We start from the raw sequence: 14,548 nt of genomic DNA, 5'->3' as shown, positions 1-14,548 counted from the left end.
CTCATGAGGAGTGCCGACGTTGGAGCGTCCGATCCGGGTGATTCAGTGGGCGACGGGGAGCGTGGGTCGCCACGCCATTCCGGCCATCGTCGAGGATCCGGCCCTCGAACTCGCCGGCGTCTGGGTGTTCTCGGAGGAGAAGGAAGGTGTGGACGCCGGAACCCTGGCGGGGATCGAGCCGCTGGGCGTCGCTGCCACCCGCGACGTCGACGCCCTGCTGGCACTGGGCGCTGACTGCGTGTTGTACGCACCGCTGCTCACGGACCTCGACGAGATGTGTCGGCTCTTGGCCTCGGGGCTCGACGTCGTGACGCCTTCGGGCTGGGTCTACCTCAAGGAAGGCAAGGCGAAGCGAAAGATCGAGGCGGCCTGCGCGGAAGGCCGGAGCTCGCTCCACGGCACCGGCATTCACCCGGGCTTCGGCGGAGACCGTCTTCCGATCGTCATGTCGGGCCTCTCGCGCCGCATCGACCGCATCCGCGTGATCGAGGTCTGCAACATGAGCGTGATGAGCGAGAGCCCCGAGATGGTGATGGGCGCCCTCGGTTTCGGCGCCTCGGCCGACGCTGCGCGCAAGCGACCGCCGATGTTGCTCGGCGTGATGAGCAAGATCTTCTTCGAGTCGATGGACCTGATCGCCGCGGGGCTCGGGTTCGAGCTCGACGACCACAAGAGTTCCTTCGAGTTCGCGGTGGCGAACGAGGATCTCGAGGTATCCGCCGGGAAGATCCCGAAGGGCCACGTGGCCGGTCAGCACTACGAGTATCTCGGGCTCGTGGCGGGCGAGCCGGTCATCGAGTTCCAGACCTACTGGCGCATGTCGCACGACATCGAGCCGAACTGGCCCTACGACGCGGTGCTCGAATACATCGTGGAGATCGACGGCGAGCCGCCGCTGCGCTGCTCCTTCGGCCCGGTGACCGACGGCGAGTCGACCGAGTTCGGCCTGCAGTGCACGGCGATGAACTGCGTGAACGCGATTCGCCCCGTGTGCGAAGCCGCGCCGGGCATCCGCACCACCTTGGACCTGCCGCCGATCACCGCGCGCGGGCGCTTCGCGCTGCCCGGGACCCGCGCGTGAGCCGTTTCCCCTTCGGCATGCCCCAGGGCTGGTACCCGGTCGCGTGGAGCGACGACCTGGAGGTGCGCGGCGTCTTGCCGCGGCGCTACTTCGGCCGCGATCTCGTCGTCTACCGCGGCGAGAGCGGAGCGGTCCACGGCTTCGATGCCTTCTGTCCGCACCTGGGCGCGCACCTCGGGCACGGCGGCCGCGTCGAGGGAGAGACCCTGCGCTGTCCGTTTCATGCCTGGCGCTTCGACAGCGACGGGAGCTGCATCGAGGTGCCCTACGCGAAACGGGTTCCCCCCGGTGCGCACGTCGGTCGCTACCCGCTGCGCGACCAGGCCGGCATGCTCTGGGCCTGGTACCACGCCGATCGCGCCGAGCCGACCTGGGAGCCTCCGATCGTCGCCGAGTATGGCGCCGAGGGCTGGACGACGACCTGGACCCGCTACGAGTGGACCGTGCGTACCCACCCGCAGGAAGTCGTCGAGAACAGCGTCGACTGGCCCCACTTCCAGCACGTCCACGGGATGGAGATGCCCCACTACCGCGACGTGCGCTTCGAAGCCCACGAAGTGCTGTGGGAAGCGAGCACGTCGAAGAACATCGAGACGCTGGACGGGGCCGTCGACCAGATTCACGTCGTCGGGCGCAACCCGGGCCTCGGCAGCAGCTACGTCCGCTACTCGGGAATGCTCGACACGACCATTCTGATGGGCATGACGCCGATCGATGACGAGACGACGCATCTTCGCTTCGGTGTGCTGGGCAAACGGCGCGGGGGAACCGAGGAGTCCTTCGAAGCCTTCCACCAGAAGTACGCCGACGAGTTGGCGCGGGCCGTGACCCAGGATTTCCCGGTCTGGGAGAACAAGGCCTACCACGCGAAGCCCCTGCTCTCGGACGGCGACGGCCCGGTTCCGGAGTTCCGTCGTTGGGCGGAGCAGTTCTATCGGTAGGTCGGCGCGTGAGGTCCGCGGTCGTTCTGGCTACGCCGTCGCGACGAAGCGACTGATCGTCAGCATCTCCTGCTGGGCCCAGCGCGACAGCATCTGCCGCTCCTGTTCGTTCGGATCGCGGTTGAAGCGGCCGCGACACTGGACGATCACCCGGTTCGGGCTGACTTCGATCGTCTGGCGCTTCTGGACGCCCTCGAAGCTCCAGAGTTCCATGGTCCAGATCGACGCACTCCCCGATGCGCACGCGCCGGCGTAGCTGGCGACACAATGGCGCAGCACGCTGCCTTCGCGGCGCAGCTCGGAGGCCGACAGGAGTTCCCGAATCCGCCAGACGCGCAGGCTCTTGCCGGGGACCCCCGTCTCGAAATCCAGTGCCCCGATGCCACTGGGCTTCCAGCGGATGCTGGCTCCCGGACCGCTCCGCGCGAGTTCCCGATGCCAGCGAGCGACCTGACGCAACAGAACGGACAGTCGGCGTCCCTTCATCGACAGGTGAGGCTGAGGCGCCGGAAGCCGACGTCGTTCTCCGCGGGCTACGAAGACGTCCCGCTCGACGAATCGCTGGTGGTGCAGGTAGTCGACGATCGGGCCGACCTGGCTGGAGTCGAGTTCCGGGTTCCTCGCGAGGAACGCGAGGACGGTCGCCCAGAACGCTTCGTGCTGGAAGTGGTCGCCGAGCCTCGTTCCGGCGACGGCGTCTACCAGACGGTCGTCGCCTCCCGATGCGCGGATCTGTCCGCGGCGCAGGGCCTGCTCGATCGAGTAGTGCTCGGGTGCCCCCAGGAAGTGGTGCACGATGCGGTGGCTGAGGGTGATGGGTGCGGCGACCCGTCGCAGGCTCCGTCCGTTTCCCACGCGCACGAACCAATCTCGGTAGGCGCCCGCGGCGCGGTCGTCACGTAGCCAGGCAGCATCGAGAAACGCCGGCACGGGGTAGCGCGCCAGGAGGTGTCGACTGAGCGAGGCGAACTGCCGCCGCGCGTTGTGGGTGCGCACGCACCATGCCTGGGGGGAGCGCAGCCAGGATCGATGATGGCGGCTGAGACCGATCAAGCCGTCGACGAACGCGTAGTGGGCGTGCCCGAAGACTCCTTCGGCGAGGAGCAGGTCGCCCTTGCGATCGCAGATCTCGACGAGCGTGCGCAGTGCGCGACGTGCGGCCGGAGCCAGCCGGGCGCGCTCGATCCGCTCCGCGAGGCTGCGCCACCGGGGCCGCGCGAGATCGCCCGCCACCGCGCGCCCCGCGCAAACATCCGCGATCATGCGGCCGGGCTTGCGGTCCTTGCGATAGCGAAAGCGCGCGCGAACGAGGTCGCGACCGTGGACGCACCACTCCTGTTCGAGCTCCGCGAAGCTCTTTTGCACACACGCGCGGAACCCCCGAGCGCGGCACCAAGCCAGGTAGTCCGCCGCGTCGTAGAGTCCGAGCCGCTCGATGTGCTTTGCCACCCGGTGCGGTACCGCTAGCCGCGGTCGCAGCCGAGCGCGTCGTCGACGCTTGGCCATGCCTCGTTCTCCGGGCGCGCGGGAATCGCGCGCCGGCGTTGCAGGAGTTCCGACGCCCCGGGGTGGCCCCCGGGACGCCGGAACGGTTGTGGGTCTTCACGACGTCGGCTCAGTCGCCGTCGCCCAGCTTCACCAACTGGTGAAGCACGCCGTCGAGACCACCGAAGACGGTGAGCTTGTCGATCCGCTCGGTGACCTTCTCCAGCGCCTCCAGCTCCTTGAGCCGGAGCAGCGTCGGGCTTCGCTCGAGCATCTTCGCCGTGTTGTGAAGCGACCGCGTGGCCGCGGTCTCCTCCCGGCGGCGGATCAGGTTGGCCTGCGCCTGCTTCTCCGCCTCCACCACCTGGTTGAGCAGTGTCTTCATCTCACCCGGGAGGATGATGTCCTTCACACCGACGCTCGACACCTCGAGGCCGACCTCCGTCGCACGCGCTCGGACCTGTCGGTGGATCGACTGGCCGAGCTCGTCCTTGCTGGCGAGGATCTCGTCCAGGGTCTGTGTACCCACCGCCTCACGCAGAGCGAACTGCAGCTCCTTGTACAGGAAGTCCGCGAAGTCCGGCACCGCGTGGAAGGCGCGCTCCGGGTCAGTGACCCGGAAGCCCGCCGTCAGGTTGAGACGCAGGCTGACCTTGTCCTTCGACAGGATCTCCTGGCCCGACACCTCCAGGCTCTGGAGTCGCAGGTCCAGGTGTCGCACCTGGAGCCCACGGCCCCACTTCCAGAAGGCGTGCGCGCCCGGCTCGAGCACGCGCTCGAGCACGCCGTCCACCAGCAGCAGGCCCACGTGGCCGTCCGAGACGTGCGTCAGCTCGACCGCCTTCGCCAGCCGCGTCAGCGGTAGCGCTCGACCTAGCAGACCCACGATCTCGCGCGGCACGGCGAAGTCGTCCGACACGTCCTGGACGTGGACCCGCACCTTGTGCAGGCCCTTCCAGAAGATCGTCCGCGTCGCCGGCGCCAGCACGTCGGCGAGCTTGCCGTCCACGTGAGCGAGACCCACCTCACGGTCACCCAGCTCGACCACCGTCAGGTGATCCGCGAGCTCCGGGTGCGTCTTGACCAGGAACTCATCGATCGGGTGCTCGAACACCGGATTCGTGAGGTCGTACTTGTCCACGTGCATGCGGCCCAACGGGTCCGCGAGCCGGTGCGTACCCGGCATCAGCACGCGGACGAAGTTGTCGCGCTGAAAGAGCAGACCGCGCTCGTGATCCGCGATCTCCCACTTCGTGTAGAGCTTCCACAGCTTGCGCATGTTCTCGACCTCCAGGGTCTTCGTGTGTGGCGAGGTGCGAGACCCTCTCGCTCCTCGGAAATCGTTGGGTTGGGAGGCCCTCCACACCGGAGCGGCGGGCCCTGCGCTTGCTCGCGCCGGATGAACCGTTTGTGGCGGTTGCGGAGCCGACCAGTGGGGCCGGGTCGGCTCCTCGCCGCCGGCTGCGACCGACCAGGCTCGGGCAGCGGCGCGGGCTCGGGGCCGCTCCGGTGCTGCGTCACTCGCATCGCCACCCGGGCGGCGAGCGCCAGGACCGCGTCGCCACCCGACCGACTCCGCGCCGTGACGCGGGAGGGCCTCCCGTTTCTTTCTCTTGTTGGTGGGGAGTCGAACCCCGCGGCGGGTGCCGTGACCATTGGACTGCTTCGAAGGCAGTGGCGCTTGGAGTCGGATTCGAACCGACGACCCACGGTGTGACAAACCGTTGCTCTTCCACTGGAGCTATCCATGCCGGCAAGCGCTGCGTCCGTCGCGGGTACGCGCCAGAGCGATTCTCAGCTCCCGCGCGCCAGGCCGGCATGCAGAACCGGCTCCGCTGGCGACGATCCGCCCACGCTGACCTCGTTCGTGTCTCCTTCTCGCGCGCATCGCGCGGTGTGGTTGGTTGAGGCGGTGGGACTCGAACCCACACCCCACCGATTAAGAATCGGTTGCTCTGCCTTCGAGCTACGCCTCAGCGTGTCTTTCGGGTTGGGGCGGTCGCCGGGACTCGAACCCGGGTCTCCGCAGTCACAGAGCGGCACTCTCGCCCGTTGAGCTACGACCACCGTGTTCTTGGCAGGGTGCGAAGGTGTCGATCCCTCCTCCGCGGGATTTGGAGTCCCCGGGCCGCAGCCGACGGGCACCCTGTGCGTCTTTGGATGGGGGCCGGGGAGTCGAACCCCGAACCTTCCGGGTCAGATCCGGATGCGCTTCCGATTGCGCCTGCCCCCAGGAGCGGACGGCGGGCTTCGATCCCGCGGCCTCCGGCGTGGCACGCCGGCGCTCTGCCACCTGAGCTACGTCCGCCTGGCATGGAACCGTCGGGGGGATTCAAACCCCCATCCTCCGCGTCCGAAGCGCGGCGCTCTATTCGTTGAGCTACGACGGTGAAGTGTTCTCCTCTGTTTCGAATCCTGGTTGGCGAGGAGGGCCTCGCACCCCCGACCTCCGGCATATCAGACCGGCGCTCTTTCCTCTGAGCTACTCGCCAGAACTGGTGCCCACGGCGGGGTTTGCACCCGCGTCTCCGGGGTGAGAACCCGGAATCCGTGCTGCTGGACCACGTGGACGAACTCGCGGAGGCGGGAGTCGAACCCGCTCCCCCGGCTCATGACGCCGGGTCGACTCCGAGTCTCTCCGCATGTTTCAAACGACTTCTCCAATCGATCGAATCTGGTCGCGCAGGCTGGAGTCGCACCAGCGCCTCCCGGGCTTCAACCGGGCGCTCTGCTTCCTGAGCTACCGCGCGTGTTGTGGAGCCGACACGAGGACTTGCACCCCGCTCTCCTGGTTACGAAACAGGTGCTCTGCTCGATGAGCTATGTCGGCCTGGCTCCGTGGGCAGGCCTCGAACCTGCAAGCCCGGTGTCGGGCGCCGGGGTAACAACCCGGTGCGTCTGCCAATTCCGCCACCACGGAACGAACGTCTCCTCTGTTGGGATCCTGGTATCGGCGGCAGGACTCGAACCTGCGGCCTCCGCCTTCGCAGAGCGGTGCTCTGTCCTCTGAGCTACGCCGATGAAAACTGGTACCGGAGGTGGGATTCGAACCCACACTGAACGGTGTCTAAGACCGTCGCCTCTGCCGATTGGGCTACCCCGGCCTGGTCAGGGTGGTTGGATTCGAACCAACGACCGCTTCCTTCCGAAGAAAGAGCTCTTCCCGACTGAGCTACACCCTGGTGAACTGGCGCCGCATGCGGGATTCGAACCCGCGCTCTTCCGCTCGACAAGCGGATGCTCTAGCCACTGAGCCAATGCGGCGTATGCGTAGGGCTGTTCTGTTCGCCGCGGCGACGCCGCCAGCGAGCCCGCGCCTCGAGCGCGAACACAACCCGAAAGAGAGAAACCTCCTTCGCGCCGATTCCGGCGCTAGGAGGTCCTGGCTCCAACGGGAATCAGACGCGGATCGCTACTTCGGATCCACCAAGGCGAACGGGCCGACGAGTGCGGGCGCGAAACGGCCGGCATGCGGAGTTCGCCAAGAAGCACCGCAACCGAGCGAGCGCGCGATCTCTTCGCCCGCCGCGTTCGCGGCGATCGAATGGCGCTTGTACGTCGATCGGTTCTTCATGGAACGGTGCTCCCCTTGTGAGCGCGCGGCAGAGTAACGAGACTCATTCCGGTGTCAACTGTGTCGGCACGAAAAAGAGCTATCGCAAACACATTTGTTGATTCGAATGCAGCGATGGATTCGCGACGGGAAACCCACCGCAGCCAACGCAACGCGCGGTTCCGGTGGAAAGCTGCACGCGCGAGAGCCCGCAGGTTGCGAGAGCGGGTGCGACGACAGGTCGCGTCGCGCCCGCGTTGCGGTGCTCGCGCCGGTGGCCCGTGCCCCGATCTGGATGCCACCCAAGGCCCCGAGGAGGTCCGCTGCGCAGAGAGCTGTGTCCGAGCCCTCGTGCGTGCACCGGTAGACGAGGAGAGGCCCGGGCAGCGCCGCCACCCGGGCCTCGCGGTGGGTCCATCTACTGAGGAAAGGACGCTTCGGCTAGCGGCGGCGGCGGCGCACGCCCAGGTGCAGCGCGATCACGCCGAGGACGCCCGCCGCGAGCAGGGTCGTCGGCCCTGGCTCGGGCACGAACTCGAAGCGCACGGTGCCGGTCCCGCCGAAGTAGAGGTTGGCCGCACCGCCGAGGAACGGGATCAGACTCGCCGTCCAGGGCGTCACCAGCAAGAGCGTTCCCATGCTGGAAGACGGGCCCGTCCGGTTGTCGTTGCCCGTCTGGCTGCGGATCGTGATGAACTGGCCGCCGTTGTCCTCGGCCTTCACCATGCCCGTCGTGAAGCGTGCGTTCCAGACGCGCAGCGTCACGGGCGCGACGCCCATCGTCGCCAGGTTCGTGAACAGGCCCGTCTGGGTGACGAGCTGGGTATTCACCGCTTCGTTGTGACCGAGCTTCCGGGGGCCGGTGAGCCAGAAGCCGGAGATCACGACACCGGGTGCCGCGTTGACCGCGAGGTTCACGCGCCCTCCGCCCGAAGCGCGCCAGCCGCCACCGAAGGTGTTGGCGCCGGCGGTGCCCATGATCGTCTGCATCGGCGAGAGGGCGGGGTCCACCTTGAAGTTGAAGTTTCCGGGACCCCCGCCCGCGCGGAGGTGGTGGGATTCGAGTCCCATGTTGGTGACCATGAAGTTCATCTTGCCCATTGGGGTCACGGTCGTCGTGATTGCATCGTCCGCCGGTCCGGTGAAGCGAGACAGCTGAGTCCGACCGGCCAGGATCGCGGGCAAGAAGGCCGCGGGGAACGGAACGACGCAGGTGTTCGAGGCGTACTGCGGGAAGCCGTTGACGCCCGGCTCCCCGGGCCGCGCCATGATGGTGACGTTGCCCGTGGTCATGCCGGCGTCCCCGTACTTGAACGGGCGCACCGCCATGAGTGAGCGTGGCCCGACTGCACCGAGCTCGGCGAAGCCGTTGCCCGTGATGGACGCGTTGAGGTGGGGCTGTAGACCCTGGTTGCAGATCGGTAGGCCGTTCGGCGAGTTGTCGATCGTCGCCGGGTTGCCGCCGTCTCCGAGCCCGGCGGTGTAGGTGGCATTGAACTCCACGATCGCTGCGGTGGCCGGCAGGCCGAGTGTGATCAGGGCGATCGTGAAGGCTGCCACGACGGCACGGTGCGTGAAGGTTCGTTCTGTCTTCATGCGATTCCCTCCTGTGGCGCAAGCGGGACGAGCGCGCCGGTGAGGCGCGCCTCGCGTCCAGGAGCGCTGGGCTCCCGGGCCTTCGAAGAGCGGGCCGGGCACCCCCCAGCGACACGCGCCCACACTAACCCCGCGCAGTGTCGGGGCGTCCTGGGGATTCGCTGGGGGTCAGCGGGCGGCGCTAGGAAGGGTTGCCGCTCTTCTACTCTCCGCGTCGCGCTGATCGGCGCGTCGCCCGCAGACGGAAGAACGCGTGAAGGACGGAGATCGCGACCGTGCCGGCGACGAAGAGGGCTGTCGGGCCCGGCTCGGGCAGGAACTCGAAGCGCAGCGTTGCAGTGCCGCCGAAGTGGAGGTTGGCGGCGCCGAAGAGCCATGGGACCACGCTGGCCGTCCAGGGAGTGACGAGCAGCAACGATCCCATGCTCGAGTGCGGCCCGGTCCGATTGTCACCACCGGTCTGGGTCCGAACCGTGATGAACTGCCCGCCGTTGTCTTCGGCCTTCACCATGCCGGTGGTGAAACGCGCATTCCACACGCGCGCGGTGGCTTGAAGCGTTCCCATGGTTGCGAGGTTCGTGAGGATCGCGAGATGGCTGACGACCTGCGTGTTCACCGGCTCGTTGTGACCGAACTTCCAGGGGCCGGTCGCCCAATACCCCGAGAAGACGACCCCCGGGGCCGCGAAGATCTGCAGGTTGTGGCGGTGTGCACCCGATGCCCGCCAGCCGCCTCCAAAGGAATTCGGGCCAGCGGTACCTCGGATGCCCTGCATGGGGCTACCGCTCCAAGGGTTGATGGGCGCCAACGACGCCGGGAGCATGAAGCTGAAGTTGCCACCACCACCGCCCGCGCGCAGATGGTGTGACTCGAGGCCCATGGTCGTGGCCATGAAGCTCATTCGGCCCATCGGCGTCGTCGTGGTCGTCAGGGCGTTGTCCGCGGGCGCCGTGAATCGTCCGGACGGGGTCTGCTTCGGGAAGATCGCCGGTAGAAATGGCGTGGGGAACGGGATGACGCAGGTGCCCGGCGTGTACCGGGCGAAGCCGTTCATGCCCGCGATCCCGGGTTTCGCCATGATCGTTGCGTTGCCGGTGGTGGGACCCGCCTCCCCGTAGCGGAAGGGTCGCACGTCCATCAGTGACCGCGGTGCGGTGGTCCCGATCTCGGCGAAGCCGTGGCCCGGGACCGACGCATTGAGATGCGGTTGCAGGCCCTTGTTGCAGACGGGCCGACCGTTCAGCCCCACGTCGATCGTGGCGGGGTTCCCGCCGTCGCCGAGGCCAGCGGTGTAGGTAGCGTCGAATTCGACGACCAGAGCCGACGCGGAGTCGAACCCCGCCAGGAGGAGTAGGGAAGCCACGACGCCACCGAACTTCGCTCGTTCTCGTGCGCCCATCGTCTAGCGATCTCGCCGCGAGACGAAGTGGAGCGCCAGCACCGTCATGGCTCCGAGCGCGAATAGCGCCGTCGGCTCGGGCTCGGGCAGGAACTCGAAGCGCAGCGTGGCGGTGCCGCCGAAGTGGAGGGTCGTGACTCCTAGGAACGGAATGACGCTCGCCGTCCACGGGGTGACGAGCAGCAGCGTTCCCATGCTCGAATGCGGGCCCGTCCGGTTGTCGCCGCCCGTCTGGGTGCGGATGGTGATGAACTGCCCGCCGTTGTCCTCGGCCTTCACCACGCCGGTCGTGAATCGGGCATTCCAGACGCGGAGGGTCAAGGGCATGGTGCCCATCGTGGCCAGGTTGGTGAACACGCCGTACGCACTCACGAGCTCGGTGTTCACGGGTTCGTTGTGGCCGAACTTCCACGGACCGCTCAACCAATAGCCGGAGATCACCACGCCGGGCGCCGCATTGACCTGCTGCTGCTGGCGGCCTCCGCCGGAGGCGCGCCAGCCGCCACCGAAGGTGTTCGGGCCCGCGGCCCCTTGGATTCCCTGCATCGGGCTGCCGGTCCAGGGGGCGGGCTCCAGGGACTCCGGGACCACGAAGCTGAAGGTGCCCGGGCCGCCCTCGGCGCGCAGGTGATGTGACTCCAGGATCCCGAGGTTCGCCATGAAGCTGCGCCGGCCCATAGGCGTCGTGGTGGTCGTGATCGCGTGATTCGCGGGAGCGGTGAAGCGTTGGATCCAGGTGTGGTCCACCTGGGGAACGGGGAGGCCGTGGGGCGGCACCGTCACCTCGCAGGTGGCCATCGTGTAGCGGGCGAAGCCGTTCAGGCCGGCGATCCCGGGTTTTGCCATGATCGTTGCGTTGCCGGTGGTGGGCCCTGCTACGCCGTAGTGGAAGGGGCGGACGGCCATCAGCGACCGCGGTGCCGTCGCACCCAACTCGGCAAAGCCGTGACCCGGGACCGAAGCGTTGAGGTGCGGCTGGAGGCCCTTGTTGCAGATCGGCCGTCCATTCGCCCCCACATCGAGCGTGGCTGGGTTTCCACCGTCGCCGAGGCCGGCGGAATAGGTGGCATCGAACTCCACGACCAGGGCGGACGCAGGAAGGGACCACGCGAGAAGGTAGAGTCCGATCACGATCGCGGCACGCGCGCTTCGAGCCTGGAGCAGCGTTCGTCTCATCGGTCTCTTTCTCTTCGGGCGACCCTGTGGAGCCCCAGCACCAGGGCGACTCCGAGTGCGAGGAGCGCCGTCGGGCCGGGCTCGGGGAGGAACTCGAAGCGAAGGTTGGCGGTGCCGCCGAAGTAGAGGTTGGCGGCGCCCCCGATGAAGGGGATGACGCTCGCGGTCCAGGGTGTGACGAGGAGCAGCGTGCCCATGCTCGATTGGGGGCCGGTCCGGTTGTCGCCCCCCGTCTGGGTGCGGATGGTGATGAACTGCCCGCCGTTGTCCTCGGCCTTCACCACGCCCGTGGTGAAGCGGGCGTTCCAGATGCGCAGGGTGACCGGGGCGACTCCCATCGTCGCCAGGTTGGTGAAAGATCCGACCTGGCTCACGAGCTGCGTGTTCACCAGCTCGTTGTGACCGAACTTCCACGGGCCGCTTGTGAAGGATCCCGAGAGCACCACGCCAACGCCCGCATTGAGCACGAACCGTTCACGGCCGCCGCCGGAGGCGCGCCAACCGCCGCCGAAGGTGTGGGGCCCTGCTGCGCCCATCAAGCTCTGTATTGGGCTCAGGCCCATGGGATCCGGCGCCAGCGAGGTCGGAACCATGAACGTGAAGTCGCCGGGGCCTCCACCCACCCGCAGGTGGTGCGATTCGAGCCCCATCGTCGTCACCATGAAACTCATCTGTCCCATCGTCGTCGTCGAGGTCGTGATGGCGTTGTCGGCGGGTGCGGTGAAACGACCGATCCAGGTGTGGTCGATGACCAGGATCGGGCAGCAGTTCGGAGGCAGGCTGAGGATGCAGGTCGCGGTGGAGTAGCGCGCGAAGCCGTTCACGCCCGCGACGCCGGGCTTCGCCATGATCGTCGCGTTGCCGGTCGTGGGCCCGGCTTCGCCGTAGTGGAAGGGGCGGACGGCCATGAGCGAGCGCGGCGCTGTCGCACCCAGCTCGGCGAATCCGTGGCCCGGAATCGACGCATTGAGATGCGGCTGGAGGCCCCTATTGCAGGCGGGACGGCCGTTCGGCTGCACGTCGATCGTGGCAGGGTTTCCACCATCGCCGAGGCCGGCGGAGTAGGTGGCGTCGAACTCGACGACCAGCGCCGACGCGGAGTCGAACCCCGCCAGGAGGAGTAGGGAAGCCACGACGCCACCGAGCTTCGCTCGTTCTCGTGCGCCCATCGTCTAGCGATCTCGCCGCGAGAAAAAGTGGAGGGCTAGCACCGTCATGGCTCCGAGCGCGAATAGCGCGGTCGGGCCGGACTCGGGGAGGAACTCGAAGCGCAGCGTCGCGGTGCCGCCAAAGTAGAGGTTGGCCGCGCCTCCCAGCCAAGGCGTCACGCTGGCCGTCCACGGTGTGACCAGCAGGAGGGTTCCCATGCTCGAGTGCGGGCCGGTGCGGTTGTCGCCACCGGTCTGGGTGCGAATCGTGATGAACTGCCCTCCGTTGTCCAGGGCCTTGACCATCCCGGTGGTGAAGCGCGCGTTCCAGACACGCACGGTTGCAGGGAAGGTGCCCATGGTGGCGAGGTTCGTCATGACCGCGAACTGGCTCACCACCTGGGTATTTACCGGCTCGTTGTGCCCGAACTTCCAGGGGCCGCTCACCCAGTAGCCGGAGAAGACCACCGGCCCGAAGAGGTACTGCAGATTGTCGCGATGGAACCCGGACGCCCTCCAACCCCCACCGAAGCTGTTGGGACCCGCCTCCCCTTGGATTCCCTGCATCGGGCTGCCACTCCAGGCGTTGTTCGGCTCGAGGGATGCGGGCACCATGAAGCTGAAGTCGCCAGGGCCGCCGCTGGCGCGGAGGTGGTGGGATTCGAGACCCATCGTGGTGACCATGAAGCTCATCCGGCCCATCGTCGTAGTCGTGGTCGTGATCGCGTTGTCTGCCGGAGCTGTGAAGCGTCCAGACAGGGTTCGGTCCGGAAAGATCGCAGGCAGGAACGGTGGCGGAAACGACACGACGCAGGTGTGCGTCGTGTAGCGAGCGAAGCCGTTCGCACCCGCGATACCGGGTTTGGCCATGACGGTGGCGTTACCGGTGGTGGGGCCGGCCTCCCCGTAGCGGAACGGGCGCACGGCCATCAGCGAACGCGGTGCCGTGCCACCCAACTCGGCGAAGCCGTGACCTGGGATCGATGCATTGAGGTGCGCTTGGAGCCCCTTGTTGCAGATAGGACGCCCATTCGGCGCATTCTCGAAGGTTGCGGGATTACCTCCATCGCCCTGTCCCGCCGTGTACGTGGCGTCGAACTCGACGACCAGCGCGCAACTGTAAAGGGGCCACACGAGCGTGGTGAGGGCAGCGAGGAGGGCCGCGGTTCTCCGGACGAGGAGTCCGTTCATGACCGACCGCGTCCTCGCAATGCTCGATGGAGCGTCAGCACCGCCACGACACCCAGCGCGAAAAGCGCCGTCGGGCCGGGCTCGGGGAGGAATTCGAAGCGCAGCGTCGCGGTGCCTCCGAAGTAGAGGTTGGCGGCGCCTCCGAGGTACGGGATCACATTCGCGGTCCAGGGCGTGACGAGCAGAAGCGTCCCCATGCTCGAGTGGGGTCCGGTGCGGTTGTCGCCACCGGTCTGGGTGCGGACCGTGATGAACTGCCCTCCGTTGTCCTCGGCCTTGACCATGCCCGTCGTGAACCGGGCGTTCCACACCCGAACCGTCACCTGCGCCGTGCCCATCGTGGCCAGATTCGTGAAGACGCCGAACTGGGTCACGAGCTGGGTGTTCACGGGTTCGTTGTGCCCGAACTTCCAGGGGCCGGTGAGCCAGTAGCCCGAAACCACGACTCCCGGAGCAGCGTTGATCGCGTCGCTGCGACGTCCGCCACCCGAGGCGCGCCAGCCGCCGCCGAAGGTGTTCACGCCGGCCGTCCCCATGATCGTCTGCATCGGCGAGAGGGTTGCTGGGACCATGAAGCTGAAGCTTCCCGGTCCACCGCCTGCCCGCAGATGGTGCGACTCCAGGCCCATGGTCGTGGCCATGAATCTCATGCGCCCCATCGACGTGGTCGTCGTTGCGATGGCGTGGTTGGCTGGGGCCGTGAACCTCCCAAAAAAGTCGGAGTACCTCCACAGGGGAATGAACGGCGAGAAGGTGAGGGTGCACGTCCCCGTCGTGTACCTCGCGAAGCCGTTGGATCCGGCGATGCCCGGCTTCGCCATGATCGTGGCGTTGCCTGTGGTCGGCCCGGCTTCTCCGTAGTGGAAGGGTCGGACTGCCATGAGCGATCGCGGCGCGGTCGCCCCCAGCGCTGCGAACCCATGGCCTGGGATCGATGCGTTGAGGTGTGGCTGCAAGCGTTTGTTGCAGATGGGCCGA

General features: G+C 67.5%; 12 protein-coding genes and 16 tRNA genes. 3 read left to right on the top strand and 25 right to left on the bottom strand.

Annotation, left to right across the window (positions count from 1 at the left end):
* Positions 1 to 19: 19 nt before the first annotated feature.
* Both AAF430_05490 and AAF430_05485 read left to right on the top strand, forming a co-directional pair.
* Complete coding sequence (locus AAF430_05490; GenBank protein ID MEM7409663.1) at positions 20 to 1,081, top strand: dihydrodipicolinate reductase; 1,062 nt, start codon at positions 20 to 22, stop codon at positions 1,079 to 1,081.
* Positions 1,078 to 2,022 (top strand): Rieske 2Fe-2S domain-containing protein, encoded by a 945-nt coding sequence (locus AAF430_05485; GenBank protein ID MEM7409662.1) that lies wholly within the window; start codon positions 1,078 to 1,080, stop codon positions 2,020 to 2,022. The genes AAF430_05490 and AAF430_05485 overlap by 4 nt, the downstream gene beginning before the upstream one ends.
* A 30-nt stretch (positions 2,023 to 2,052) precedes the next feature.
* Here the strand turns inward: AAF430_05485 and AAF430_05480 are convergent, their stop codons facing one another.
* From AAF430_05480 to AAF430_05360, 25 genes are all read right to left on the bottom strand, one after another.
* The gene (locus tag AAF430_05480) at positions 2,053 to 3,528 is read right to left on the bottom strand and encodes a PcfJ domain-containing protein (protein ID MEM7409661.1); all 1,476 of its coding nucleotides are present in this window, start codon (positions 3,526 to 3,528) and stop codon (positions 2,053 to 2,055) included.
* A 109-nt stretch (positions 3,529 to 3,637) separates the two neighbouring features.
* Entirely contained in the window at positions 3,638 to 4,786 is a 1,149-nt protein-coding gene (locus AAF430_05475) for a slipin family protein (protein MEM7409660.1), read from the bottom strand.
* A gap of 396 nt (positions 4,787 to 5,182) precedes the next feature.
* Positions 5,183 to 5,258 (bottom strand) — tRNA-Asp (locus AAF430_05470).
* A gap of 150 nt (positions 5,259 to 5,408) precedes the next feature.
* Positions 5,409 to 5,483: transfer RNA gene (locus AAF430_05465), tRNA-Lys, on the bottom strand.
* Positions 5,484 to 5,498: 15 nt separating this feature from the next.
* Positions 5,499 to 5,574 (bottom strand) — tRNA-His (locus tag AAF430_05460).
* Between the two features lie 90 nt (positions 5,575 to 5,664).
* A tRNA-Gln gene (locus AAF430_05455) sits at positions 5,665 to 5,740 on the bottom strand.
* A gap of 2 nt (positions 5,741 to 5,742) precedes the next feature.
* Positions 5,743 to 5,815: transfer RNA gene (locus AAF430_05450), tRNA-Gly, on the bottom strand.
* 6 nt (positions 5,816 to 5,821) lie between these two features.
* Positions 5,822 to 5,897: transfer RNA gene (locus tag AAF430_05445), tRNA-Arg, on the bottom strand.
* Positions 5,898 to 5,923: 26 nt separating this feature from the next.
* Positions 5,924 to 5,999, bottom strand: a tRNA-Ile gene (locus AAF430_05440).
* 4 nt (positions 6,000 to 6,003) lie between these two features.
* A tRNA-Glu gene (locus AAF430_05435) sits at positions 6,004 to 6,078 on the bottom strand.
* Positions 6,079 to 6,082: 4 nt separating this feature from the next.
* Positions 6,083 to 6,150, bottom strand: a tRNA-OTHER gene (locus AAF430_05430).
* 32 nt (positions 6,151 to 6,182) lie between these two features.
* Positions 6,183 to 6,257: transfer RNA gene (locus AAF430_05425), tRNA-Phe, on the bottom strand.
* A 5-nt stretch (positions 6,258 to 6,262) separates the two neighbouring features.
* Positions 6,263 to 6,337 (bottom strand) — tRNA-Thr (locus AAF430_05420).
* 1 nt (position 6,338) lies between these two features.
* Positions 6,339 to 6,427: transfer RNA gene (locus AAF430_05415), tRNA-Asn, on the bottom strand.
* A gap of 25 nt (positions 6,428 to 6,452) precedes the next feature.
* Positions 6,453 to 6,528, bottom strand: a tRNA-Arg gene (locus tag AAF430_05410).
* A gap of 6 nt (positions 6,529 to 6,534) precedes the next feature.
* Positions 6,535 to 6,611: transfer RNA gene (locus AAF430_05405), tRNA-Leu, on the bottom strand.
* A gap of 1 nt (position 6,612) precedes the next feature.
* A tRNA-Pro gene (locus AAF430_05400) sits at positions 6,613 to 6,689 on the bottom strand.
* Between the two features lie 6 nt (positions 6,690 to 6,695).
* A tRNA-Asp gene (locus AAF430_05395) sits at positions 6,696 to 6,771 on the bottom strand.
* Positions 6,772 to 6,919: 148 nt separating this feature from the next.
* Positions 6,920 to 7,081: a hypothetical protein gene (locus tag AAF430_05390; GenBank protein MEM7409659.1), complete on the bottom strand. Its 162-nt coding sequence runs from the start codon at positions 7,079 to 7,081 to the stop codon at positions 6,920 to 6,922.
* A 420-nt stretch (positions 7,082 to 7,501) separates the two neighbouring features.
* On the bottom strand, positions 7,502 to 8,656 hold the full coding sequence (locus AAF430_05385; protein ID MEM7409658.1) for a hypothetical protein: 1,155 nt from the start codon (positions 8,654 to 8,656) through the stop codon (positions 7,502 to 7,504).
* A gap of 202 nt (positions 8,657 to 8,858) precedes the next feature.
* Entirely contained in the window at positions 8,859 to 10,019 is a 1,161-nt protein-coding gene (locus AAF430_05380; protein MEM7409657.1) for a hypothetical protein, read from the bottom strand.
* A 39-nt stretch (positions 10,020 to 10,058) separates the two neighbouring features.
* The gene (locus AAF430_05375; protein ID MEM7409656.1) at positions 10,059 to 11,231 is read right to left on the bottom strand and encodes a hypothetical protein; all 1,173 of its coding nucleotides are present in this window, start codon (positions 11,229 to 11,231) and stop codon (positions 10,059 to 10,061) included.
* Complete coding sequence (locus AAF430_05370) at positions 11,228 to 12,364, bottom strand: hypothetical protein (protein MEM7409655.1); 1,137 nt, start codon at positions 12,362 to 12,364, stop codon at positions 11,228 to 11,230. Before AAF430_05370 ends, AAF430_05375 begins: the two co-directional genes overlap by 4 nt.
* Before the next feature lie 39 nt (positions 12,365 to 12,403).
* Entirely contained in the window at positions 12,404 to 13,570 is a 1,167-nt protein-coding gene (locus AAF430_05365) for a hypothetical protein (protein MEM7409654.1), read from the bottom strand.
* A complete protein-coding gene (locus tag AAF430_05360) occupies positions 13,567 to 14,211 on the bottom strand; it encodes a hypothetical protein (GenBank protein MEM7409653.1) in 645 nt (214 codons plus the stop codon). The genes AAF430_05365 and AAF430_05360 overlap by 4 nt, the downstream gene beginning before the upstream one ends.
* Here AAF430_05360 and AAF430_05355 point away from each other — a divergent pair.
* Positions 14,210 to 14,431 carry a hypothetical protein gene (locus tag AAF430_05355; protein ID MEM7409652.1) on the top strand — a complete coding sequence of 74 codons (222 nt, stop codon included), beginning with the start codon at positions 14,210 to 14,212 and terminating at the stop codon, positions 14,429 to 14,431. The genes AAF430_05360 and AAF430_05355 overlap by 2 nt on opposite strands.
* The last annotated feature ends 117 nt before the right edge of the window (positions 14,432 to 14,548 follow it).

Source organism: Myxococcota bacterium, assembly GCA_039030075.1.
GTDB lineage: Bacteria > Myxococcota_A > UBA9160 > UBA9160 > SMWR01 > JAHEJV01.
This window is presented reverse-complemented; position numbering and strand designations above follow the sequence as displayed.

Coding starts and splice junctions, on each gene's coding strand:
- AAF430_05475 (MEM7409660.1), bottom strand. CDS start 4,786: ATGCGCAAGCTGTGGAAGCTCTACACGAAGTGGGAGATCGCGGATCAC.
- AAF430_05480 (MEM7409661.1), bottom strand. CDS start 3,528: ATGGCCAAGCGTCGACGACGCGCTCGGCTGCGACCGCGGCTAGCGGTA.
- AAF430_05375 (MEM7409656.1), bottom strand. CDS start 11,231: ATGAGACGAACGCTGCTCCAGGCTCGAAGCGCGCGTGCCGCGATCGTG.
- AAF430_05365 (MEM7409654.1), bottom strand. CDS start 13,570: ATGAACGGACTCCTCGTCCGGAGAACCGCGGCCCTCCTCGCTGCCCTC.
- AAF430_05360 (MEM7409653.1), bottom strand. CDS start 14,211: ATGGCCACGACCATGGGCCTGGAGTCGCACCATCTGCGGGCAGGCGGT.
- AAF430_05390 (MEM7409659.1), bottom strand. CDS start 7,081: ATGAAGAACCGATCGACGTACAAGCGCCATTCGATCGCCGCGAACGCG.
- AAF430_05355 (MEM7409652.1), top strand. CDS start 14,210: ATGAATCTCATGCGCCCCATCGACGTGGTCGTCGTTGCGATGGCGTGG.
- AAF430_05385 (MEM7409658.1), bottom strand. CDS start 8,656: ATGAAGACAGAACGAACCTTCACGCACCGTGCCGTCGTGGCAGCCTTC.